A 21,474-nucleotide genomic window follows, 5' to 3' on the forward strand; every position below is an offset into this window, starting at 1 on the left:
GTCCGCGCGTCAGATCACCGGCGGACGGCCCAGCCTCGTCATCCGCCACACCGTGCGCCACCGCATCGGCCGCCGGGTGCCGCACGGGGTGCGGACGCCCTCCAGGAAGCCGCCGCCCCAGGCCCGCAGCCCGTCGAGGGCGCGGGTGCGGGCGAGGGTGAGGAGGGTCCACGTACCGAGGTAGACGGGGACCAGGGGCAGCGGAAGGTGGCGGCGGGCGAGCCAGACGCGGTTGCGCGCGGTCATCCGGTAGTAGACGGCGTGCCGGGCGGGGGAGGTGCGGGGGTGCTGGAGGAGCAGTTCGGGGGAGTACAGCACCTTCCATCCCGCGTCGAGCGCCCGCCAGGCGAGGTCGGTCTCCTCATGGGTGAAGAAGAACTCGTCCGGCCAGCCGCCGATCCGCTCCAGCATCGGTACGGACAGGGCGTGTCCGCCGCCGAGGAAGGTGGTCACCTCGCCGCCGCGCATCGGGTCGCTCGTCCAAAGCCGGGGGACGTGGCGCCGCTGGGTCTCGCCGGTCTCGTCGGCGATGCGGAAGCTGACGATGCCCAGCCGCGGATCGTCCGCGTACAGGTCGCGCACGGTACGGAACACATCGGCGTCCACGAGCAGCCCGTCGTCGTCGAGGTCGATCACGACGTCGACGTCACCGAAGTCGCGCAGCCGCTGCCAGGCGACGTTGCGGCCGCCGGACACGCCGAGGTTCTCGTCCAGCTCGACCGCGGTCACCCCGTCCGGCATCTCGGGGAGCGGGGAGCCGTTGCCGACGACGACGATGCGGGCGGGCGGTACGTCCTGTTTCGCGACCGACTCCAGCAGGGCGGCCACCTCTCTGGGCCGATTGCCCATGGTCAGGATGGCGACGCCCAGACGTGGTTCGGACACGGCGGAACTCCAGGGGGTTGGTTACGGTGAGGTGATCGTAACCAGACGCCCAGGCGGCCTGTCGAAACGCAGCGCATGTTCATCGACATACGCAAAAGCGGTCATTCGTCGAGCGCGGAGAGAGCATTCTTCGCAGCGCTGATCGCTCCGTCGCGGACCACCTTGGACGAGGGGGCCTTGTGGCTCTCGAAATCCCCGCCGTTGTAGGTGGCCACGATGGTCGCGTTGTCCTTGCGGACGGTCACCACCGCCTCGCGCACCTGCTGGTCGTCGTCGCTGGTGAGCTTGTCGCTGACGGTCGCCTTGTCGCCGAGCCCCGACACCGGGTCGCCGGAGCCCGCGGGCGCCCGGCCGGTGACGTCGAAGCTTATGTCCAACCAGCGGTAGTCGAAGCCGTCCAGGGCGTGCCAGGAGCAGCCGGAACGGCGGTTGAGGTCGCTGGACTTCAGCTCGTTTCCGCTGGTCTTCGCGCCCGGCACCAGCTTCTTGACCTGGGCGGCCGGGAGCGCGTTGCAGGCCTGGGCCGGCGGCTTGGAGAAGCGCCCCGCCGTGCTCGCGCCGCCTCCGCCCCCGTCCGGTGCGATCCCGGACCCGTCCTCCGTCGGATCGGCGGCGGACGGGGTCGAGGAGGCGTCGGCCGCCTGGGGGCGCGTGTCGTCCGAGTCGCCGGAGCCGGGGGTGGTCATGGCCACGCCTGCCACGGCGAGGACGGCGACGGGCAGGATGCGGGCGACCAGGGTGAGCGGGAGAGAACGCAATGCGGTCTTCTTCGATCGTGGGCGGTCGGATCTGCGGGCGATTCTTGGTCGGATCTTGGTCGTATCTTGGGGCGGGGCTGATCTCTTGGGGTGAATTTCCGCTCGGTCACATTATTCGATCAGGCCGGGGGTTATCTACGATCGGTGACGACCCACCGCCCGTCAGCCGCGACCGATGTACGGCATCGCCGTCGCCAGTACCGTTGCGAACTGCACATTCGCCTCCAGGGGCAGCGAGGCCATATGCCGCACGGTACGTGCCACATCCGCCACGTCCATCACCGGCTCGGCCACCACGTCCCCGTTCGCCTGGAGTACACCGGCCCGCATCTGCCCGGTCATCTCCGTCTCCGCGTTGCCGATGTCGATCTGTCCGCAGGCGATGGAGTACGCCCGCCCGTCCAGCGACAGCGACTTGGTCAGCCCGGTCAGCGCATGCTTGGTCGCCGTGTACGCGATGCTGTGCGGGCGCGGGGCATGGGCGGAAATCGAGCCATTATTGATGATCCGTCCGCCCTGCGGATCCTGATCACGCATCAGCCGGTAGGCGCCCTGTGCGCACAGGAAGGCCCCCGTCAGATTGACGTCCACGACCGCCTGCCAGTCCTCGGCGCTGAGGTCCTCCACCGGCACCCCGCGCGGGCCGAAGCTGCCCGCGTTGTTGAACAGCAGATCGAGCCGTCCGAAGCGGTCCCGTACGGTCGCGAAGAGCGCGTCCACCTGCTCGGGCCTGCTCACATCCGTCGGCACGGCGAGGACCGAGGGGCCGTCGCCCGCCCGGCGCGCCGTCTCCGCGAGGGTCTCCTCGCGGCGCCCCGCGAGCACCACCGACCAGCCCGACTCGTAGAGTTCGAGTGCCACCGCCCGGCCGATCCCGGAGCCCGCGCCCGTCACCACGGCGACCTTGGACACCACCGGCACACCATCGCTTCCGTTCATGGGGCGGCAGCGTACGCCACGTCACATCCCTGCTCGCGCAGGGTGTATGGCGGCAAACGTCCTATCCGGAAACGGACCTCACCCAGCCGACATGTGTGCGTCGTGTATAGGCAAGCGTGCGGCCTCCCCCTGACACTCCAATTCCTCTGACGCCACGAGCCAGGGGAGAGCACATGGCACACGCCGCACATCAGCAGGCGATACGAGCCGCGGCAGCACATCTGGGCCGCCGCCGCTTCCTCACCGTCACCGGAGCAGCCGCCGCACTGGCCTTCTCCACCAACCTGCCCAGCGCCCAGGCCGCGCAGGTACGTACGGACGCGCTCAAGGAAAACCCCTTCACGCTCGGCGTGGCATCCGGCGATCCACTGCCCGATGCCGTCGTGCTGTGGACCAGACTCGCGCCCCGCGCCTACGAGCCGGGCAACGGCCTGCCCGAGGAGGGCGCCGTCAGGGTCGAGTGGCAGGTCGCCCGCGACGAGCACTTCCGCCGGGTGGTCGGGCGCGGAACCGCCACCGCACACGCCGAGTTCAACTACACCGTGCACGTCGACGCCAAGGGCCTCGAACCCGACCGCGTCTACTGGTACCGCTTCCGGGCCGGCAAGTGGACCAGCCCCGTCGGCCGCACCCGCACCACCCCGTCGCCCGGCGCCCGGGTCAGTGACATGCGCTTCGGCCTGGTCTCCTGCCAGGCGTACCACGACGGCTACTACACGGCCCTGAAGCACCTCGCCGCCGAGGACCTGGACGCCGTCTTCCACGTCGGCGACTACCAGTACGAGTACGCCGTCAGCGCGGTCGGCGGCGCCCGCAACTACACCGACCGCACCCTCCCCGCGCACTTCAACACCGAGACCATGACGCTCGGGGACTACCGGGCTGCGCTACGCCCTCTACAAGACCGACCCGGACCTCCAGGCCGCCCACGCCGCCTTCCCCTGGTTCGTCACCTGGGACGACCACGAGACCGAGAACAACTACGCGGGCGACGTCGACGACAACAACGATCCGCCCGAGGAGTTCCTCATCCGGCGGGCCGCCGCGTACCGCGCGTACTGGGAGAACATGCCGCTGCGCATGCCGCAGCGGCCCGACGGCCCCGACATGCGGCTCTACCGGCGCTTCCACTACGGCCGGCTCGCCCAGTTCGACATCCTCGACACCCGCCAGTACCGCTCCGACCAGGCGTACGGCGACGGCTGGCAGTACCCAGGACCCGAATCCGAGGACCCCTCCCGCACCCTCACCGGCGCCACCCAGGAACGCTGGCTCCTGGACGGCTTCCGCCGCTCCACCGCCACCTGGAACGTCCTCCCGCAGCAGGTCACCTTCTCGCAGCGGAAGAACACCACCGCCGATCGCTCCAAGCTCTCCATGGACGCCTGGGACGGCTACCCCGCCTCCCGCTCCCGCGTCCTGGCCGGCGTCGAGCAGGCGGGCATCGAGAACTTCGTCGTCCTGACCGGCGACGTCCACGTCCACTACGCCCTCGACATCAAGAAGGACTTCAACAACCCGTCGTCCCAGACCCTGGGCGTCGAGTTCGTCGGCACGTCGATCACCAGCGGCAAGGACGGTGCCGACAAACCGGCCAACTGGTCCACGATGACCACCGCCAACCCGCACATGAAGTTCTACAACGGCCGCCGCGGCTATGTGACGGTCACGCTGGACGGCGATCAGGCGCGGGCCGACTACAAGACGGTCTCCGCGGTCACGACCCCGAACGCACCGCTCACCACGGCGGCGTCGTTCGTCAGCGAAGCCGGAAACCCTGGGCTTCAGCAGGTCTGACCGATAAGAGCCCGCGGCGCCCCAACCGGCGCCGCGGGCTCAACCTCGCCGCGGTGACTTCAGCCCTCGCCCGGGTAGCGGACGCCGGTCTTCGATCGGGCCGTGTCCAGGGTGCGCATCACCGCCAGGGTGCCTGCCAGGGGGACGAGGGGGGATTCGCGTTCGTTCGCGCGCAGGCAGCGCATCACCTCTGCGGCCTCGCGCTGGTAGGCGCGCAGGCCGTCCGGGGCCGTGAACTCCTCCGGGTCGTGGCCCGGGCGGTGGAGGACGAAGTGGTCGGGGTGGAAGAAGCCGCGCGGGAACTCGATGCGGCCCGCGGTGCCCGTCACCGCTGCCGACCTGGGCGTATCGGCGGTGAGGGAACAGCTCAGGAGGGCCACCGCGCCGGTGTCCCAGCCCAGCAGCAGGCCCGTGTTCACGTCGACGCCCTCCGGGGACAGCTCGGCGCGGGCCTGGACGTCCGACGGCTCGCCCAGCAGGAGCTGGGCGAAGGACACCGGGTAGACGCCGAGGTCGAGCAGGGCGCCGCCGCCCTGGGCCGGGTCGCGCAGACGGTGGGCGGGGTCGATGGGACCGGGGAGGCCGAAGTCGGCGTGCACCGCGCGGACCTCGCCGATCGCGCCGTCCCGGACGAGGGCGGTCATGCGCCGGACGACCGGATCGCAGTACGTCCACATCGCCTCCATCAGGAAGCGGTCGTGGGTGCGGGCGAGGGCGACCAGCTCCTCGGCCTCGCGCGCGTTCAGGGTGAACGCCTTCTCGCACAGCACCGCGCGGCCCGCCTCCAGGCAGAGGCCGGCCGCGGCGCGGTGGGCCGCGTGCGGGGTAGCGACGTATATCACGTCAAGTTCGTCGTCGGCGGCCAGCTCGGCCCAGCTGCCGTAGGAGCGGGGTATCCCGAACCGTTCCGCGAACCGCTTCGCGCCCTCCGGACTGCGCGAGCCCACGGCCGTGACCTGCGCGTCTTCCAGTTCGAGCAGATCTTTCGTGAACGACGCGGCGATCCCGCCGGTCGCCAGGATCCCCCACCGCACGGGCTCGCTCTTCGGTCCGGGCATCCTCACCCCTGGCTTATTCGGTCGTGAGCACTCCAATTCTGCTGAGAGCATAGACAACGATTCAACGACTCATGGAAGGCAAGCATGCAGCAGCCCGGCCTCACGGCCGCCGCTCCCGACCGGGCCCACAGACCCGACCCCTCTTCTTCTCCCTCCTCCGCAGCCGCGCCCCAGGTCACCGCTCCGTCGACCGCGCAGCGCCGCGCGAGCCTCCTCGTCACCTTCGTCCTCGGCGGGCTCACCGCTCTCCCCGCCCTCTCGATGGACATGTACCTCCCGGCCCTGCCGGAGGTCACCGACGCGCTCCACAGCTCCGCCGCCACCGCTCAGCTCACCCTGACCGCCTGTCTGATGGGCATGGCGCTCGGCCAGCTCGTCGTCGGCCCGATGAGCGACAAGTGGGGCCGCCGCCGTCCCCTCCTCATCGGCATGGTGATCTACGTGATCGCCACCGCCATCTGCGCCTTCGCGCCCACCGCCGGGACGCTCATCGGCTTCCGGCTGCTCCAGGGCCTCGCCGGGTCGGCCGGGATCGTGATCGCCCGTGCCGTCGTCCGCGACCTGTACGACGGCATCGCGATGGCCCGCTTCTTCTCCACCCTGATGCTGATCTCCGGGGTCGCGCCCATCGCCGCGCCCGTGATCGGCGGCCAGATCCTGCGCTTCACCGACTGGCGCGGCGTCTTCGTCGTGCTGACGGTGATCGGCGCCCTGCTCACCCTCGTCGTCTGGCGCTTCCTGCGCGAGACCCTGCCCCCGGAGCGCCGCCACGACGGCGGGCTCGGTGAGACGCTGCGGACGGTGCGCGGGCTGCTCGCCGACCGCGTCTTCACCGGCTACATGCTCGCGGGCAGCTTCGCCTTCGCGGCCCTCTTCGCCTATGTCTCCGGTTCGTCCTTCGTCGTCCAGGAGATCTACGGCGCCTCGCCGCAGACCTTCAGCCTGCTCTTCGGTATCAACTCGATCGGCCTCATCGGCATGGGCCAGGTCAACGGCCGCATCCTGGTCGGCCGCGTCAGCATGGACAAGGTGCTGGGCGTGGGGCTCACGATGATCGCCCTCGCGGCGACCGCGCTGCTGGCCCTGTCCGCCGGGCTCTTCGGCGACGTCGGTCTCGTACCGATCGCGGCCTGCCTGTTCGTGCTGATGTCCTCGATGGGCCTGGCCATGCCGAACACCAACGCCCAGGCGCTGATGCGCACCCCGCACGCCGCCGGTTCCGCGTCCGCGCTGCTCGGCACCTCCACCTTCCTGCTCGGCGCCGTCGCCTCGCCGCTGGTGGGGATCGCGGGCGAGACCACGGCCGTGCCGATGGCCGTCGTCCAGCTGGTGTGCGCGCTGGCCGCCATGGGCTGCTTCATGGGACTCTGCCGCCCGTGGCAGCGACGCACCAAGCAGAGCGTGACGGTGGCCTGACCCACCTTCTGCGCACCGTGGAGGCGCTCCCCGAGGGGGAGCGCCCCTGGTGCGCGGGCGCGGTGGTGACCGCTGGGACGAGCACCGGGCCCCTGACCGAGGGCGCCTTCGGCTGGGCGGTGCGGTACGCCGCGTACGACCGCGAACTGCCGCGCGCGCAATGGGTCCCGGCGCGCGCCGATACGGTCTTCGACCTCGCCTCGCTGACCAAGCTGTTCACCGCGATCGTGGCGGTGGGCGCGCTGGAGCGCGGGGAGATCGAGCTGGACGCCCAGGTCGCCTCGTACGCCCCCGAGTGCACGGCCGCCGCCGACCACGGCATCACGGTGCGGCAGCTGCTCACCCACCGGTCCGGCCTGATCCCGGAGCTGCCGCTTTACGAGTACGACGGGGACGAGGCGCGCTGGGCGCGGCTGTACGCCGAACCGCCCGTCACCCCACCCGGCACCGCCCGTCGCTACTCCGACCTCAACCTGCTGCTGATGCAGCGGGTGCTGGAGCGGGCGACCGGCGCCCCGCTGGACGGTCTCGTCCACGACCGGATCACCGGCCCGCTGGCCATGGCGTCCACCCGCTTCCGCCCGCCCGGGTCCTGGCTGCCGCGCATCGCCGCGACCGAGGACCAGCGGCGCCCCTGGGGCAAGCTCGACCGGGGCATGCTGCGGGGCGTGGTGCACGACGAGAACGCGTACGCGCTCGGCGGTGTCGCGGGCCACGCCGGGCTCTTCTCGACCGCGGCCGACCTGGCGGCGCTGTGCCGCGCGCTGCTGGCGGGCGGCGGTCCCGGTGCTCTCGCCCGCCTTCCGTGGACCTGATGCTGACCGCGCCCGGGCTGGGCTTCGAGGTCGACCAGCCGTGGTTCATGGGCGAGTTGGCCGGCCGCGGCGCGGCCGGGCACACCGGGTTTTTGGGCACCTGCGTGGTGCTGGACCGCGCAAGGGACTGCTATCTGATCCTGCTGGCCACCACGGTCCACCCCCGCCGCCGCCCCGGCGACAGCGCGCCGCGCGCGGCGGCGGCCACCGTTTTTTTTTCGCGCCCTGGGCTGAATCACTCGTCCTCGGGCGGCGGCCAGGTGTCGCCCCAGGCGGTGTCGCGGTTGGCGCGGAATATGGGGCCGTGTTTCTTGGTGAGGTTGCGGCGGGTGAGGCCCTCGTCGGGGGTGCACAGGTCCAGGAGGACCTGGCCCTTGCGGGTCTGGGGGTGGCGGGTGACACGGGACGCGGGCCCGGGGTCCGGGGCGGGGAAGCGGGTCGCCGCGACGTACGCGAACTTCTCGTCCTCGTGCCCCAGCGAGCCCCCCTTCACCTGGCGGTGCAGCGACGAACGGCTCACCCGGGCCGCGAAGTGGCACCAGTCGGCGCCCGGTTCGATGGGGCAGGCGTCACTGTGCGGGCAGGGGGCCAGGACGTGGAGGCCCGCCGCCACGAGCTGGTCACGGGCCTCGCGGACGCGCAGATAGCCGTCGGGGGTGCCGGGTTCGACGAGGACCACCGCCTGGGCCGTACGGGCCGCCTCGCCGACGACCGCGCGGCGGTCGGACGGGGTGAGTTCGCCCAGGACGTAGGAGACGGTGACGAGGTCCGTCGCGTCGGGGAGGGCGAGGTCCGCGGTGAGGGCGCGACGCTGCCAGCGGGCGTCGCGCAGCGGGGCGGCGGGGGACTGCCGGGTCAGCTCGCGGCCGAGGGCGAGGGCGGGTTCGGCCCAGTCCAGGACGGTGGTGCTGTGCGCCCCGTCCGGCCACGCGGCGGCCACGGCCCAGCTCGCCGCGCCCGTACCGCCGCCGATGTCGAGGTGGGTGGCGGGCACCCACTCGGGGGCGCGCTCGCGGAGGGCGTCGAGGGCGGCGCGTACGGCCTCGAACGTCGCGGGCATCCGGTACGCGGCGTACGCGGCGACATCGGAGCGGTCGCGCAGCACGGGCGCGTCGGTCGGGGTGCGGCCCCGGTAGTTGGCGATCAGCCGGTCGACCGCCTGGGCCGCCTGGCGGGGCGGCAGTCCGTCGAGGAGCCCGGCGAGCGCGGTGCGCAGCGTCTCGGCGGTGGGGGCGGCGTGCGGGGCGTGCATTCCGTGAATTCTACGGGGTGGGCGGCGGGGAAACGGCAGGAGACGATGCGTATCGTCTAGCGGACGCCTTCGCTACATTGACCGGCATGGCCGGAAAAGCAGTTCCCAACGCGACCCGCCGCAGTGAGCGTTCGCACCGCGCGATCCTCGACGCCGCACTCGAACTCGTCGCCGAAGTGGGCTATCCCAAACTCACCATCGAGGCCATCGCCGCCCGTGCCGGGGTCGGCAAGCAGACGATCTACCGATGGTGGCCCTCCAAGGCGGCCGTCCTGCTGGACGCGTTCGTCGCCCTCGGCGAGCGGGCCGCGCAGGAGGCGGAGGGGCCGGAGAGCGGGGCGCCGTACGCGTTCCCCGACACCGGCGACCTGGAGGCCGACCTCAAGTTCGTACTGCGCGCGACGGTGGACGAGCTGCTGTCGCCCACGTACGACCTGCCCTACCGGGCGCTGGCAGCCGAGGGCATCGTGAACTCGGAGATCGCCGCGGAGTTCGTGAGCCGGGTCATGGAGCCGTCGGTCCAGCTCTACGTCGAGCGGCTGCGCGCCGCCCAGCAGGCCGGACAGGTCGCGGCGGACCTCGATCCGCGGATCGCCGTGGAATTGGTGACCGGCCCGGTCACGGCCCGCTGGCTGCTGCGGACGCTGCCGCTCACGCATGCGTACGCGGACGCCGTGGTCGAGATGGCACTGCGCGGCCTCAGCCCCCGCTGACCCGGCCGAGGGCCCGTACGGGGGTGGTGATCATCAGGCTCGGTGCGTCGGTGATGATCCCGTCGCACCCCAGCCGCACCATCCGGTCGCGCTGCCCGGGGGTGTTGACGGTGTGCGCCCACACATGGGGCACGCCGGAGGCCACGGCCCGCCGTATGTCCGCGTCCCGGGCCCGGTAGTCGACGTCCAGCAGGTCCACGTCCCCGCGCCACTCGCCCGGGCGGTCGTGGCGCATCTGCCGGGCGGACCGCCACAGCTGGGCCAGCAGCCCCATCCGGTGGGCCTCGCGGGCGACGTCCGGGTGGTTGGAGTTCACGTAGACGGAGCGGGTCAGGCCGCGGTCGCGGATCATGCGGGCCAGCTCGGGCAGCCCGGCCGGGTCCTTCGTCTCGACCATGAGCGTGGTGCGGCCGCCGAGCCGGTCAAGCGCCTCGGCCACCGTCGGCGGCCGCTCGGGCTTCCAGGCGCCGCGCAGGGCGGCGGCGGGGCGAAGGCGTACGGTGCGCCACTGGGTGGCGGTCAGGGCGTTCACGGGCCCGGCCTGGGACGTCGTACGGTCCAGCGTCGCGTCGTGCATGACGACGAGCGTGCCGTCGCGCAGGGAGCGGATGTCGAAGTCGAGGACCTGGGCGTCCTTGCGGGCCAGGGCGGTGGTCAGCCCGGTCATGCTGTTCTCGGGCACTTCGAGGGCGCCGCCGCGGTGGGCTGTGTAGATGATCCGCGGGGGTGCGGGGACGGCGGCGGGCTGATCGCCGAGGCGCCGTTCCGGCGGGCGCGGGGTCGGGTGAGCCGCCGGGTGGGCGGTGGGGTGTGCCAGGACGGCCGCCGGTATGGAAAGGGTGAGGACCGCCACACCGGTCAGAAAATACCTGGTGATCATAAAGCGAACGCTAGGGGTGCTCGTTCGGTTATGTCCTGATATCGGCACCCGGACGTGGGTCCCGGCATCACCCCGGATGCGGACACCGGTCACCTCGGGAGCAGGATGGTGGCAGCATTGATCGGGTACCGGCGGTACCGCCGGTCGCGGCGGTGAAGCGAGGCGATAGATGGAACGCAAGAGCAGGTTCACCCAGTGGCTGCGCCGGTCGAGAAGCGCGACGGGCGGCGATAGCGGCTCGGGAGCGGTCGCCGCGAGCGCCCGCGAGGACCTGCTCATGGCCGCGGCCGCCGCCGGATTCCCGCTCGCGCCCGCCGCGTACCCCTCCGGCTACGGCTGTTCCTGCGACCGCATCGGCTGTCCGACCCCCGCCCGGCACCCCGTCTCCTTCGCCTGGGCGACCCAGGCGTCGGCCGACCCGGAGAAGGTGCGTCACTGGCTTCGCGCCGACCCGCAGGCCAACTTCATCACCGCCACCGGCCTCGTCCACGATGTGCTCGACGTCCCCGTCGAGGTGGGGCGGCAGGCCCTGGAGCGACTGGGGGCCGCGGAGGTCGAGGTCGGGCCGGTCGCGACGAGCGGTGCGGATCTCCGGCAGGGGCGGATGCTGTTCTTCACGACGACGCGCGGTACGCCGGATGACGAGGACGAGTGGTGGCCGTGCGAGCTGGACTGCCACCCCGAGACGATGGACGAGCATCCGGGGCTGCGGTGGCATTGCCGGGGCAGCTATGTGCTCGTACCGCCTGCCCGGCTTCCGGGGGATGGGCGGGTGGCATGGCTCCTCGGTCCGGAGCGGCCGTTGCCGGATCCGTTGACGCTGTTGGAGGCGTTGACCGATGCGGGCCGCTTGGCCGCGGAGGAGGAGCAGGACGACCATGCCTCGGCTGCCTGGCCTATAGGGCGGTAGCCGGGGGCTGGGGTTTCGGGCCCGGTGCGGGGCGGTGGGTGGGTTGTGCCCACCCGTTCCTCCCCCAGCTACCGCTGGGAGGTGCCCCCCGGCGGAACCGCTGCCCACAACGGGGTTACTCGCCCTTCGCGCCCGTTACGCCTTCCAGGCGGTTCAGGAAGGTCACCTTCGGGTCGGCCGCGTCCTTCGCCGGGACGCGGACGGCCGACTCGGCGACCCGGGTCAGGGTCACCGCCCGCTTCGCCTCGCCCGTCATCAGCGCCTTGACCTGCGGGTCCGGGTTGGGCCTGAAGCCCTTCGCCATGGTCTGCTTCTGGCGGTGGTGCGAGGTGAAGAAGACCACCGCGCCGCCGTCCTCCGTCCGCAGGCCCACCGGGGCCTCGGCGCTGCCCGCGGCCGCCGCGGTGTCGATGTACTGCGTCCAGAACTTCGGCGTCTTCTTGAACTTGTCCCGCGAGTCCCGGATCCCCGTCGTCGCCGAACCGTCCGCGAAGGTGTCGCCCTTGCCCGTCATCAGGTAGTCGGCGTAGTCGCGGCTCAGCTTGTCCGGCCGGACGGCGAGCCGGGGCGCCGGGCCCGCGGCCTTGACCGGCTTGGCCCAGCCGTCCTTGTCGGCCGCGAAGGCCGGTACCTCGTCCTGGCTGAGGATCGACAGGTACGCGGCCTTCCACGGGTCGTCGGCGCCCTGGCGGGTGAAGACCACCAGCCACCGGTTGGAGTCCCGGTTGCTGTCGGTGTCCGCCACGAAGAACTTCGGCCACCCGATCTGCCGGGGGATGTGGAAGGTCGCGTCGGACAGCTTCAGCGGCGGGTAGTTCGGGTTGCCCTGCGGGGAGTTGGCGTGCTGGGCCTTGAGGTCGGCCCTGCTGATGGCCTCCAGCGGGCCGGTCTCCACCTCGCTCGCCACGGACGGATCCAGCTCGCGGTACGCCTTGTTGTACGTGGCGGTGAAGTCCTTGAGCGTCTCGGCGGCCTCAGCCTTGTCCACCGACGGAATGTTCTCCCGCTCGCCGTGCACCGTCATGCACCCCGTCAGCGTCATCCCCAGCGCCAGCACCGCCGCTGCGCTCGGAAGGACGGACGGCCGACGGGGTGACCTGCGTGTCATGGGGCTGCGGCTCCTTCGGGGCTGCGTTGGACGGCGCCACCCTACCCGGGGCGAAGAAGAAGGTCAGCGTGGGGACCAGATACAGCAGCCACACTGTGACCTGGAGCCACGTGGGATCGGGCTGGAAGTTGAAGACGCCCTTGAGCAGGGTGCCGTACCAGGTGTCCGGCGCGATCGTGGCGCTGATGTCGAACGCCTGGGAGTGCAGCCCCGGAAGCCAGTTCGCCTCCTGGAGGTCGTGGAAGCCGTACGCGAGGACGCCCGCCGCCACCACGACCAGCATGCCGCCCGTCCAGGTGAAGAACTTCGCCAGGTTGATCCGTAGCGCGCCGCGGTAGAACAGCCAGCCCAGCATCACCGCGGTGACCAGGCCCAGGGCCACCCCGATCAGCGGGTCCGCCGAGCCGCCGTTGCTCGCCCGCACCGCGGCCCAGACGAACAGCGCGGTCTCCAGGCCCTCCCGGCCCACCGCCAGGAACGCCGTGGCCACCAGCGCGCCGGTGCCCATGGCGAGCGCCGCGTCCAGCCGCCCGTGCAGCTCGTGCTTGAGGTGGCGGGCGGTGCGCCGCATCCAGAACACCATCCAGGTCACCAGGCCGACCGCGATGATGGACAGCGAGCCGCCCAGCGCCTCCTGCGCCTCGAACGTCAGCTCCTGCGAGCCGAACTCCAGCGCCGCGCCGAAGGACAGCGCCAGCGCGATCGCCGCGCCGATGCCCAGCCACACCGGGCGCAGCGCGTCCCGGCGGCCGGTCTTGACCAGGTAGGCGACCAGAATGCACACGATCAGGCTGGCTTCGAGCCCTTCGCGCAGACCGATCAGGTAGTTGCCGAACACGGGGTTCGCCTTCCTCTCGTTCTCTGTCCGGTCAGGTGAACAGCGCCCGGCCCCACCAGTCGTCCGCGTCCCGGACGCCCGGCGGGATGGCGAACAGCGCCGAACCCACGTGCTGGATGTACTCGTTGAGCGCGTCGGTGCGCGCCAGACGCCGCTGGAGCGGTACGAAGCCCTCGCGCACGTCGTGCTGGTACGCCAGGAAGAACAGCCCCGCGTCCAGCCGCCCCAGACCGTCCGTACCGTCGGTGAAGGAGTAACCGCGGCGCAGGATGCGGATGCCGCCGTTGGAGTCCGGGTGGGCGAGGCGGACGTGGGCGTCGGGCAGCATCGCCTTGAGGTTGGGCGTATCGCGCTCGTGCTGCTTGCCGTACGGCGCGCCCTCGCCCTTGTCCCGCCCGAACACGTCCTCCTGCTCCTTGAGCGAGGTGCGGTCCCAGGTCTCGATGTGCATGCGGATGCGGCGTGCCACCAGGTACGAGCCGCCCGCCAGCCAGGCCGGGCCCGCCTTCTCGCCCACCCACACGTGCTTGGCGAGGGCGGCGGCGTCGGTGCCGGAGATGTTCCGGGTGCCGTCCTTGAAGCCCATCATGTTGCGCGGCGTCTGCGCGTCCGGGGTGGTCGAGGACGTCTTGCCGAAGCCCAGCTGCGACCAGCGGACGGCGACCTTGCCCATGCCGATGCGGGCCAGGTTGCGGATCGCGTGCACGGCCACCTGCGGGTCGTCGGCGCACGCCTGTACGCACAGATCGCCGTCGCTGCGGGCAGCGTCGAGGTCGTCGCCGGGGAAGACGGGCAGATCGATCAGCGCCTCGGGGCGGCGCTCCGCGATGCCGAACCGGTCCTTGCCCTTCTTGTTCTTGAAGAGGGTGGGCCCGACCCCGAAGGTGAGGGTGAGCCGGGACGGCTTGAGGCCCAGCGCCTCCCCGGTGTCGTCCGGCGGTGCCTCGACGAGGTCGCTGACCGCGCCGTCGCCGACCGCGTGCCCCTGCGTCATCCGGGCCGCCGCCTTCGTCCACTCCTTGAGCAGATCGATCAGCTCGGCGCGGTCGTCGGTGGTGACGTCGAAGGCCGCGAAGTGCAGCCGGTCCTGGACGGCGGTGGCGATGCCCGCCTGGTGCGCCCCGTGGAAGGGGACGGCGCCGCCGCCGTCGCCCGCCGGCCGGGCGTCGTCGCCGGTGCCGGTGAGCGCGGCGGCCGTGCCCCCGGCGGCCGCGGCGCCGAGCGCGAGCCCGGCACCGCCCCAGCCGATCAGGGCGCGGCGCGAGTGGGACGCGGAGGAAGCGTCGGTCATGACCCGCCCCTCACTTCGAGACGACGGCGGCGGCGAGCTTGGACAGCGGCTCGGCCAGCGCGTTGACCGCGTCCGACAGCTCCTTGCGCTTGCCCTCCGAGACGGTGTCGTACGAGACGAAACCGTCGCCCTCGCGGTACTGGTCCAACTGCTTCTCCACCGCGGCGAACTGCTTGTCCAGGTCCTTGGCGAGCGCCGGGTCGTTCTTCCCGGCCACGGGCTTGAGCAGCTGGTACGAGGTCCGGGCGCCCTCGACGTTGCCCTCGAAGTCCACCAGGTCGGTGTGGCTGTAGCGCTCCTCCTCGCCGGTGACCTTGCCGGTCTGCACCTCGTCCAGCAGCTCCTTGGCGCCGTTCGCCATGCTGGTGGGGGTGATCTCGGCCGTGCCGACCCGCTTCTGCCAGTCCTTGAGGTCCTTGATCAGCTGGTCGGCGAGGTCATGGTCGGCCTTGGTGATCTTCTTCGTCTGCCACAGCGACTTCTCCAGCCGGTGCCAGCCGGTCCACTTCTGGCCCTTCTCCAGCCCGTCCTCGCGCACATCGACCTTCGGGTCGATGTCGCCGAAGGACTCGGCGACCGGCTCGGTGCGCTCCCAGCCGACGCGGGAGGGCGCGTACGCCTTCTTGGCGGCCGCCAGATCGTCCTTCTTGACCGCGTCGGCGAACGCCTGGGCCTTCGGCAGCGTCTCGTCGGCCTGCTTCTGCGCGTACGCGCGGTACGCGGCCACCGCCTTGTCCAGCCGCGGATCCCGCTCGGCCGCCGCGCCCTTCCCGGTCGCGGACACCTTCTGGCGGATGCCGTGGCCCTTCATCCCGGGCTTGCAGGCGATCTCGTACGAACCGGACTTCACCTCGGCGTTGATCACGGCCTTGGTGCCGGGCCCGATGTTCTCCCGCTCGGTGACGATCCGGTCGCCGGGGGCGTAGACGTAGACCTCGGTGACCTTGGCGCCCTTGTTCTCCACCGCCAGCTTCACGTGCCCGGCGGGGAACGAGGTCTTGGAGACCTTGCACGCACTGTCCGACGCCGTGACCTGCACGGCGTCGGAGTCCTTGGCGTCGGACTTCTCGGCGCATCCGGCGACGGCGGTGACCGTCGTCAGCGCCGATATCGCGGCGACGAGGGAGGTGCGGGCGGCTCTCATACGGGCTCCAGACGGGGCTCGGGGGCATAGCGGGCCCATCGGGGCAGGGTGCGTCATTGCCCCGATAAGGCGGACCTAACTTAACTGAGCCTTGCCTGCGTGGCGGCCGGGTAATTCCAAGGGACTCTTTGCATATGGCAAAGATTCAGCCAACTGGCCGGTTCGCGTTATGGGGGCGTTATAGGGACGTGACGTCCCGGCGCGGCAGCACGATCCGCTCCCCGGGCCAGCAAGGCGGCTCCCTCGACGCGTCGTTCGGCGGTGCGATCCGCTTCACCGGCCACGAGGGTTCCCTGGACCTGAAGTTCAGCGACCTGGGCGCCGCGGGCGCGGCCACAGTCCTGGCCGCCACCCGCCGCCGCGGCGAGAACTGAGCCACCCGCCTCGGCCCCGCGCGGCACCGCTCAGGCGCTGAGCGGGAAGCGGCGGCTCAGGTTGCCGAGGATCGCGGTGTTGAGGGCGTACGCGTGCTTGCACTCGTCGACCATGCGCTGCTTCTCCAGGTCGTCCACCGGCAGGGCGTCCAGGAGGGCGCGGTAGTCGCGCTTGAAGGAGGCGGGGTTGGGGATCGACTCGAAGACGTAGAACCGCACCCCGTCGCCCTTGCGGTCGAAGCCCCACGTCTTCTCGGCCATCCCGCGGACGATCTGGCCGCCGGAGAGGTCGCCCATGTAGCGGGTGTAGTGGTGGGCGACCAGCCCGGCGGGCCAGTCCCGCACGCACTCCGCTACGCGGTCCGCGTACTCCGCCGTGGCGGGCAGCGGCTCCAGGCCGGAGCGCCAGTGGGGGCCGCCGAGGTGGGTGAGGTCGCGCTCCAGTTCCTCCGTACGGGCCAGGTCGAGCCGTATGAACGGGCCCGCGACCGGGTCCTCGGCGAGGTGGCCGGGGGTCGTCTCCAGGGCCCGGTACACGAACCAGAGCTGCTCCGTGTACTGCCGGTACGCGTCCACGCCCAGCCGCCCGCCGAGCAGGTCCCCCATGAAGGCCGACCCGGCGACCTGGGTGTGCTGCTCGTGCGAGGCGGCGCGGAGGAGCGCGGAGAAGGGCGTGGGCGTGGCGTCCAAGACGGCCTCCGGGGTAGGTTAGGGCGACCTAACTTACCCTTTCCCGACGCCCTGTCGGCAAAACCTCCGGTTCAGGGATCCGGTTCAGGGAAGCGTCAGGATCTCCGCCCCGGTGTCCGTCACCACCAGGGTGTGCTCGAACTGAGCCGTCCGCTTGCGGTCCTTGGTGACGACCGTCCAGCCGTCCTCCCACATGTCGTACTCGTACGTGCCGAGCGTCAGCATCGGCTCGATCGTGAACGTCATGCCGGGCTTGATCTCGGTCGTGTGGTGCGGGCTGTCGTAGTGCGGCACGATCAGGCCGGAGTGGAACGACGTATTGACGCCGTGGCCGGTGAAGTCGCGGACCACGCCGTAGCCGAAGCGCTTGGCGTACGACTCGATGACCCGGCCGATGATGTTGATCTTCCGGCCCGGCTTGACGGCCTTGATCGCGCGGGTGAGCGACTCCCGGGTCCGCTCCACCAGCAGCCGCGACTCCTCGTCCACGTCGCCGCACAGGTAGGTGGCGTTGTTGTCGCCGTGCACGCCGTGGATGAAGGCCGTGACGTCGAGGTTCACGATGTCGCCGTCGCGCAGGACGGTGGTGTCCGGGATGCCGTGGCAGATGACCTCGTTGACCGAGGAGCACAGCGACTTCGGGAAGCCGCGGTAGCCGAGGGTCGACGGATACGCGCCGTGGTCGCACATGTACTCGTGCGCGACCCGGTCCAGCTCGTCCGTCGTCACCCCCGGCGCGATCAGCTTCGCGGCCTCCTCCATCGCCCGCGCGGCGATCCGCCCCGCGATCCGCATCCGCTCGATCGTTTCGGCGTCCTGCACCTCGGGCCCCTCGTACGGCGCGGGACCCTCCTTCCCGACGTACTCGGGCCGCGGGATCGAGGTGGGGACGGGGCGGGTGGGGGAGATGTTCCCCGGAACAAGGAGTGACTGGCCAGACATATCAGCGAGTGTATCGGCGCCGGATCGGGCACCATGGCCGCGAGGAAGACCGCGGCGTGAGCTATCGAGACGGAGGCCGGGATGGCGCTGTTCAGGAAGGGTCCCGTCGGAAAGCCGGGCGAGTGGTACTACTGCGTCAAGCACCACAAGGTCGAGGAGGGCCCGGAATGCCGGGCGGCCGACCGCCTGGGCCCGTACGGCACCCCGGAGGAGGCCGCACGCGCCCTCGAAACGGCGCAGGAGCGGAACGCCCAGTGGCAGAACGACCCCCGCTGGCAGGACGACGCCCCGGGCGACGGCACCCCTTGAGGATGCAGCCCGGACAATCCGAAGAGGCGGCCGACGCCGCGGAGCTTCCGGCGCGGCTGCGGAACGTCTTCTGGCTCGGTGGCGGCAGTGGCGCGGGCAAGTCGACCATCGCCCGCCGACTCGCCGATCGCCACGGGTGGCATCTCTACGCGACCGACGACGTGATGCGGGATCACGCGGGGCGCACCACCGCCGAAGAGGCCCCCTATCTGCATGAGTTCATCGCCATGGACATGGACGAGCGATGGGTGGACCGGACGCCGGAAGTCATGCTCGAGACGTTCCACTGGTTTCGGGGTGAGGGCTTCGGCCTGATCGTCGAAGACCTCCTCCGCCTGCCACGGGAGCAGTGCGTCATCGTCGAGGGCTTCCGGCTGCTGCCGCACCTCGTGAAGCCTCTCCTCGCCGCTCCCGAGCACGCTGTCTGGCTCCTTCCCACCCCCGATTTCCGCCAGGCCGCCTTCCGGAGCCGGTCGCTACCGGGGGACGGGTTCGTAGCGAAGACCAGCGATCCGGCGAAGGCCGACCGCAATCTTGCCGAACGTGACCGGATGTTCACGAGACATCTCAAGGAGGAAGCCGAGCGTCTCCGACTGCACACCGTCGACGTCGATACGACGATGACGGAAGACGCTCTCGCCGAGCAGGTGTCCACGACGTTCCGGCTGTGACCGGACACGATTCCGAGCGTGGCCGGTCAGCCCGTGGTCACGGCAGGATTTCGACGTACCCGTCGGTTCCGTGCACGCGGATCCGCTGGCCGTCCCGGATGCGCCGGGTGGCCTGTTCCACGCCCACGACGGCCGGCAGGCCGTACTCCCGGGCGATCACCGCGCCATGGGTCATCAGGCCGCCCACCTCCGTCACCAGGCCCGTGATGCCGACGAACAGGGGCGACCAGCTGGGGTCCGTGTAGGTCGTGACCAGGATGTCGCCCGCCTCGAGATCGGCGTCCGCCATGTCGAGGATGACGTGGGCCCTCCCCTCGATGGTCCCGGCGGACACCGGGAGGCCGATCAGGGCGCCGGCCGGTACGTCGTCGCGCCGGTACGCCCCGGTGAGGGCCTCGCCGTCCGAGGTGAGGACCCGGGGCGGGGTGAGCGCCTCGTACGACCGGAACGCGTCCTTGCGCTGCTGGATGAGCCGGACGTCCACCTGCTTCGAGCGCACGGCGTCGCGGAACTCCTGGAAGGTGAGGTAGAAGACGTCCTCCCTCTCAGGAAGCACGTCGGCCCGCACGAGGCACTCGGCCTCCGCCAGCAGGGCCTGCTTGTAGACGAAGTAGCGGCTGACGATGCCGTACTTCGGGTACTCCCGGTACCCGATGAACGTCCGGACCCGGTCGATCATCCGCTTGGCCTCGTCGGCCTTCCGGTCCCCGTCCGGCAGGGCCCGCAAGCGTGACAGCACGTCCTGTTCCTTCTTCTGCGCCTTCAGGCGGCCTTCCTCGAAGCGCCGCTCGGCGGCGCCCGGCTCGAAGTTCCGGACGTTGTCGAGGATCACGGGCACGAGCGTGGTGGGGCGTTCGCGCCAACGCGGCCTGGTGATGTCGATCTCGCCGACGCAGCGCATGCCGTACCGGTCGAGGTAGGTCTCGATGGCGTCGCGCGCTTCGGTCCCGCCCGCGAGCTTCGCCAGCTCGTCCAGGAAGCCCTCGTCCTCGACGCCCTGGAGGAACGCCACCACCTCCGGATGCGGGCGGATCACGTCCGCGACGTCGAGCAGCGCCAGTCCCATCTCCGACGTGACGTTGTCGGGGGCGGACAGCGTGAGCGTGTCAGCCGCGTTCTTCTCGCCCAGCCACTCCTGGAGCTGGTCGTTGAGCCACCATGTGGCCTCCATCCCCGCCATGATCGCCTGGAAGTTCAGCGGATCGCTGAGGACGCGCTTGTGCTCCTCGAAGGCCTCCAGCAGGAAGTCGAACAGCTCCGGTCCGGACTTCGTCCGGATGTCGCGCTCCAGGGCGGCGATGGACGCCTCGCTGCGCTCGATCAGCTCGGTGACGACGGCCGGATCGGTCTCGATCGGGGCGGCAGCGGGGCGGGGCGGTGGCCCGCCGGGACCCGTGTCCGGGAGCGACGGGACGAAACCGTCGCGGTCGAGGACGGTCTCCAGCGCGTCCCTGACCAGCGGATCACCCCTCCCCATGAGGTCCAGGAGGGCGGCGCGGCTCGCGGGCGAGGCCAGGCGCCGGGTGACGTCGACGAACAGCCTCCCGGCGGCCTCGTGCATCGGCATCATGGCCGTCAGCTGCCACATGGAGAGCCCCAGGGGCTTCATGGCGTCGGTCATCATCTGCTGATGACCGACGGAGACGTAGACGTGATTCTCCTGGTCGCCGGTCTCGGGGATGGGGAACAGCGTCGTGATCGGCCGGCTCTGGACGATCTGGAAGCCGTCATCGGCCAGGCACCATTCGATGTCCTGCGGGCGGCCGAAGTGCGCTTCGATCCGCCGCCCGAGCTGTACGAGCCGCACGACCTGCGCATCCGTCAGCGACGGCTGCTCCTGCCGCTGCGCCTCGATCGCCACTTCCCGCGTGCCGCCGGTCGGCAGGGCGTGAACGGCACGCTCTTTGGCGGCGATCGCCTTGGCGACGACTTCGCCGTCCCGCACGGTGAAGACGTCCGGGTTCACCAGGCCGGAGACCAGGGCCTCGCCGAGGCCGAAACCGGCGTCCACGGTGGCGACCTTCCGGTTGCCCGTGACGGGGTCGGCCGTGAACAGGATGCCGGCCGCATGCGGGAAGACCATCCGCTGCACGACCACGGCCATGTGGACCGTACGGTGATCGATGCCGTTCCGCCGGCGGTAGGTCACGGCCCGCTCGGTGAACAGCGAGGCCCAGCACCGGCTGATGTGCTGGAGGACCGCCGTCGGCCCCACGACGTTCAGGTACGTGTCCTGCTGACCGGCGAAGGAGGCCGTCGGCAGGTCCTCTGCCGTCGCGCTGGACCGGACGGCGCAGGCGGTCTCCTCGCCGAGCCGGGCGAGCGCGCGGGTGATCGCCGCCGCGAGATCGCCCGGGACGGCGATCCCTTCGACGGTCCGGCGGATCCGCGCGCTGAGCGCCCGGATCGCCTCCCGGTCGTCCGGGTCCAGACGCGTCAGCTGATCGAGCAGATCGTCGATCGACGGCGCTTCCGCCATGATCCGCCGGAAGGCGTCCGTCGTCACGCAGAAGCCGGCCGGCACGTGGATGCCGTCGATCCGCGACAGCCCGCCCAGGTGCGCGCCCTTGCCGCCGACGACGGCGACCCGCGTCTCGTCGACCTCGTGAAGATCCCACACGTACGGCACGTAGTGCCCCCCAATTTCCGCAGGTTGTGGCGTCGGCCGATGATTCTGCGCCGTG

General features: G+C 71.1%; 19 protein-coding genes and 2 pseudogenes. 8 read left to right on the forward strand and 13 right to left on the reverse strand.

The window, feature by feature from the left end:
* Positions 1–9 precede the first annotated feature (9 nt).
* The 3 genes from SSOG_RS32105 to SSOG_RS32115 all read right to left on the reverse strand — a co-directional run bounded on the left by SSOG_RS32105 (position 10) and on the right by SSOG_RS32115 (position 2,582).
* On the reverse strand, positions 10–885 hold the full coding sequence (locus tag SSOG_RS32105) for a glycosyltransferase family 2 protein (RefSeq protein WP_009718430.1): 876 nt from the start codon (positions 883–885) through the stop codon (positions 10–12).
* Between the two features lie 101 nt (positions 886–986).
* A complete protein-coding gene (locus tag SSOG_RS32110; RefSeq protein ID WP_009718431.1) occupies positions 987–1,643 on the reverse strand; it encodes a hypothetical protein in 657 nt (218 codons plus the stop codon).
* A 162-nt stretch (positions 1,644–1,805) separates the two neighbouring features.
* Complete coding sequence (locus SSOG_RS32115; protein ID WP_009718432.1) at positions 1,806–2,582, reverse strand: SDR family oxidoreductase; 777 nt, start codon at positions 2,580–2,582, stop codon at positions 1,806–1,808.
* A 173-nt stretch (positions 2,583–2,755) separates the two neighbouring features.
* Here SSOG_RS32115 and SSOG_RS32120 point away from each other — a divergent pair.
* A pseudogene (locus SSOG_RS32120) lies at positions 2,756–4,379 on the forward strand (alkaline phosphatase D family protein).
* A gap of 59 nt (positions 4,380–4,438) precedes the next feature.
* On the opposite strand, the gene SSOG_RS32125 reads toward SSOG_RS32120, so the two are convergent.
* Positions 4,439–5,437: a Gfo/Idh/MocA family protein gene (locus SSOG_RS32125; RefSeq protein WP_039939194.1), complete on the reverse strand. Its 999-nt coding sequence runs from the start codon at positions 5,435–5,437 to the stop codon at positions 4,439–4,441.
* A gap of 84 nt (positions 5,438–5,521) precedes the next feature.
* On the opposite strand from SSOG_RS32125, the gene SSOG_RS32130 reads away from it, so the two are divergent.
* Both SSOG_RS32130 and SSOG_RS32135 read left to right on the forward strand, forming a co-directional pair.
* Positions 5,522–6,853: a multidrug effflux MFS transporter gene (locus tag SSOG_RS32130; protein ID WP_009718435.1), complete on the forward strand. Its 1,332-nt coding sequence runs from the start codon at positions 5,522–5,524 to the stop codon at positions 6,851–6,853.
* Between the two features lie 17 nt (positions 6,854–6,870).
* Positions 6,871–7,877: pseudogene (locus tag SSOG_RS32135) on the forward strand (serine hydrolase domain-containing protein); the annotation flags it as partial.
* A gap of 26 nt (positions 7,878–7,903) precedes the next feature.
* Here the strand turns inward: SSOG_RS32135 and SSOG_RS32140 are convergent.
* Positions 7,904–8,920 (reverse strand): small ribosomal subunit Rsm22 family protein, encoded by a 1,017-nt coding sequence (locus SSOG_RS32140; protein ID WP_009718437.1) that lies wholly within the window; start codon positions 8,918–8,920, stop codon positions 7,904–7,906.
* A gap of 86 nt (positions 8,921–9,006) precedes the next feature.
* Here SSOG_RS32140 and SSOG_RS32145 point away from each other — a divergent pair, with 86 nt between their 5' ends.
* Entirely contained in the window at positions 9,007–9,633 is a 627-nt protein-coding gene (locus SSOG_RS32145) for a TetR/AcrR family transcriptional regulator (protein WP_039939196.1), read from the forward strand.
* Here the strand turns inward: SSOG_RS32145 and SSOG_RS32150 are convergent.
* Entirely contained in the window at positions 9,620–10,513 is an 894-nt protein-coding gene (locus SSOG_RS32150; protein ID WP_009718439.1) for a glycerophosphodiester phosphodiesterase, read from the reverse strand. The genes SSOG_RS32145 and SSOG_RS32150 overlap by 14 nt on opposite strands.
* Before the next feature lie 169 nt (positions 10,514–10,682).
* On the opposite strand from SSOG_RS32150, the gene SSOG_RS32155 reads away from it, so the two are divergent.
* The gene (locus SSOG_RS32155) at positions 10,683–11,423 is read left to right on the forward strand and encodes a bifunctional DNA primase/polymerase (RefSeq protein WP_009718440.1); all 741 of its coding nucleotides are present in this window, start codon (positions 10,683–10,685) and stop codon (positions 11,421–11,423) included.
* A gap of 115 nt (positions 11,424–11,538) precedes the next feature.
* Here SSOG_RS32155 and SSOG_RS32160 read toward each other — a convergent pair whose 3' ends face one another.
* Genes SSOG_RS32160 through efeO form a run of 4 tightly spaced genes read right to left on the reverse strand, consistent with a single transcriptional unit; the run spans position 11,539 to position 15,804 of the window.
* Positions 11,539–12,465: an SCO2278 family lipoprotein gene (locus SSOG_RS32160; protein WP_039942074.1), complete on the reverse strand. Its 927-nt coding sequence runs from the start codon at positions 12,463–12,465 to the stop codon at positions 11,539–11,541.
* Positions 12,398–13,369: an iron uptake transporter permease EfeU gene (gene efeU, locus SSOG_RS32165; protein WP_009718442.1), complete on the reverse strand. Its 972-nt coding sequence runs from the start codon at positions 13,367–13,369 to the stop codon at positions 12,398–12,400. The genes SSOG_RS32160 and efeU overlap by 68 nt, the downstream gene beginning before the upstream one ends.
* Positions 13,370–13,400: 31 nt before the next feature.
* On the reverse strand, positions 13,401–14,660 hold the full coding sequence (efeB, locus tag SSOG_RS32170) for an iron uptake transporter deferrochelatase/peroxidase subunit (RefSeq protein WP_009718443.1): 1,260 nt from the start codon (positions 14,658–14,660) through the stop codon (positions 13,401–13,403).
* A 10-nt stretch (positions 14,661–14,670) separates the two neighbouring features.
* Positions 14,671–15,804, reverse strand: a complete 1,134-nt coding sequence (gene efeO, locus SSOG_RS32175; RefSeq protein WP_009718444.1) for an iron uptake system protein EfeO — start codon at positions 15,802–15,804, stop codon at positions 14,671–14,673.
* A gap of 134 nt (positions 15,805–15,938) precedes the next feature.
* Here efeO and SSOG_RS32180 point away from each other — a divergent pair, with 134 nt between their 5' ends.
* Positions 15,939–16,178 carry an HtaA domain-containing protein gene (locus tag SSOG_RS32180; protein ID WP_110092156.1) on the forward strand — a complete coding sequence of 80 codons (240 nt, stop codon included), beginning with the start codon at positions 15,939–15,941 and terminating at the stop codon, positions 16,176–16,178.
* Positions 16,179–16,208: 30 nt separating this feature from the next.
* Here the strand turns inward: SSOG_RS32180 and SSOG_RS32185 are convergent, their stop codons facing one another.
* Both SSOG_RS32185 and map read right to left on the reverse strand, forming a co-directional pair.
* On the reverse strand, positions 16,209–16,868 hold the full coding sequence (locus SSOG_RS32185; protein ID WP_009718446.1) for a biliverdin-producing heme oxygenase: 660 nt from the start codon (positions 16,866–16,868) through the stop codon (positions 16,209–16,211).
* A gap of 84 nt (positions 16,869–16,952) precedes the next feature.
* Entirely contained in the window at positions 16,953–17,810 is an 858-nt protein-coding gene (gene map, locus SSOG_RS32190; protein ID WP_009718447.1) for a type I methionyl aminopeptidase, read from the reverse strand.
* An 81-nt stretch (positions 17,811–17,891) separates the two neighbouring features.
* Here map and SSOG_RS32195 point away from each other — a divergent pair, with 81 nt between their 5' ends.
* Positions 17,892–18,119: a hypothetical protein gene (locus tag SSOG_RS32195; protein WP_009718448.1), complete on the forward strand. Its 228-nt coding sequence runs from the start codon at positions 17,892–17,894 to the stop codon at positions 18,117–18,119.
* 2 nt (positions 18,120–18,121) lie between these two features.
* A complete protein-coding gene (locus SSOG_RS32200) occupies positions 18,122–18,790 on the forward strand; it encodes an AAA family ATPase (RefSeq protein WP_009718449.1) in 669 nt (222 codons plus the stop codon).
* Positions 18,791–18,827: 37 nt separating this feature from the next.
* On the opposite strand, the gene rph is transcribed toward SSOG_RS32200, so the two are convergent.
* Entirely contained in the window at positions 18,828–21,419 is a 2,592-nt protein-coding gene (gene rph, locus SSOG_RS32205; protein ID WP_009718450.1) for a rifamycin-inactivating phosphotransferase, read from the reverse strand.
* Positions 21,420–21,474 lie beyond the last annotated feature (55 nt).

This window comes from Streptomyces himastatinicus ATCC 53653, from assembly GCF_000158915.1.
Taxonomy (GTDB): Bacteria; Actinomycetota; Actinomycetes; order Streptomycetales; family Streptomycetaceae; genus Streptomyces; species Streptomyces himastatinicus.

Bases quoted from the DNA above. Each gene is read 5' to 3' on its own strand.
- SSOG_RS32200 (WP_009718449.1), top strand. From the start codon at position 18,122: ATGCAGCCCGGACAATCCGAAGAGGCGGCCGACGCCGCGGAGCTTCCG.
- SSOG_RS32140 (WP_009718437.1), bottom strand. From the start codon at position 8,920: ATGCACGCCCCGCACGCCGCCCCCACCGCCGAGACGCTGCGCACCGCG.
- SSOG_RS32180 (WP_110092156.1), top strand. From the start codon at position 15,939: ATGGCAAAGATTCAGCCAACTGGCCGGTTCGCGTTATGGGGGCGTTAT.
- efeB (WP_009718443.1), bottom strand. From the start codon at position 14,660: ATGACCGACGCTTCCTCCGCGTCCCACTCGCGCCGCGCCCTGATCGGC.
- SSOG_RS32145 (WP_039939196.1), top strand. From the start codon at position 9,007: ATGGCCGGAAAAGCAGTTCCCAACGCGACCCGCCGCAGTGAGCGTTCG.
- SSOG_RS32160 (WP_039942074.1), bottom strand. From the start codon at position 12,465: ATGACGCTGACGGGGTGCATGACGGTGCACGGCGAGCGGGAGAACATT.
- SSOG_RS32150 (WP_009718439.1), bottom strand. From the start codon at position 10,513: ATGATCACCAGGTATTTTCTGACCGGTGTGGCGGTCCTCACCCTTTCC.
- SSOG_RS32155 (WP_009718440.1), top strand. From the start codon at position 10,683: ATGGAACGCAAGAGCAGGTTCACCCAGTGGCTGCGCCGGTCGAGAAGC.
- efeO (WP_009718444.1), bottom strand. From the start codon at position 15,804: ATGAGAGCCGCCCGCACCTCCCTCGTCGCCGCGATATCGGCGCTGACG.
- map (WP_009718447.1), bottom strand. From the start codon at position 17,810: ATGTCTGGCCAGTCACTCCTTGTTCCGGGGAACATCTCCCCCACCCGC.
- SSOG_RS32125 (WP_039939194.1), bottom strand. From the start codon at position 5,437: ATGCCCGGACCGAAGAGCGAGCCCGTGCGGTGGGGGATCCTGGCGACC.
- SSOG_RS32115 (WP_009718432.1), bottom strand. From the start codon at position 2,582: ATGAACGGAAGCGATGGTGTGCCGGTGGTGTCCAAGGTCGCCGTGGTG.
- SSOG_RS32195 (WP_009718448.1), top strand. From the start codon at position 17,892: ATGGCGCTGTTCAGGAAGGGTCCCGTCGGAAAGCCGGGCGAGTGGTAC.
- SSOG_RS32130 (WP_009718435.1), top strand. From the start codon at position 5,522: ATGCAGCAGCCCGGCCTCACGGCCGCCGCTCCCGACCGGGCCCACAGA.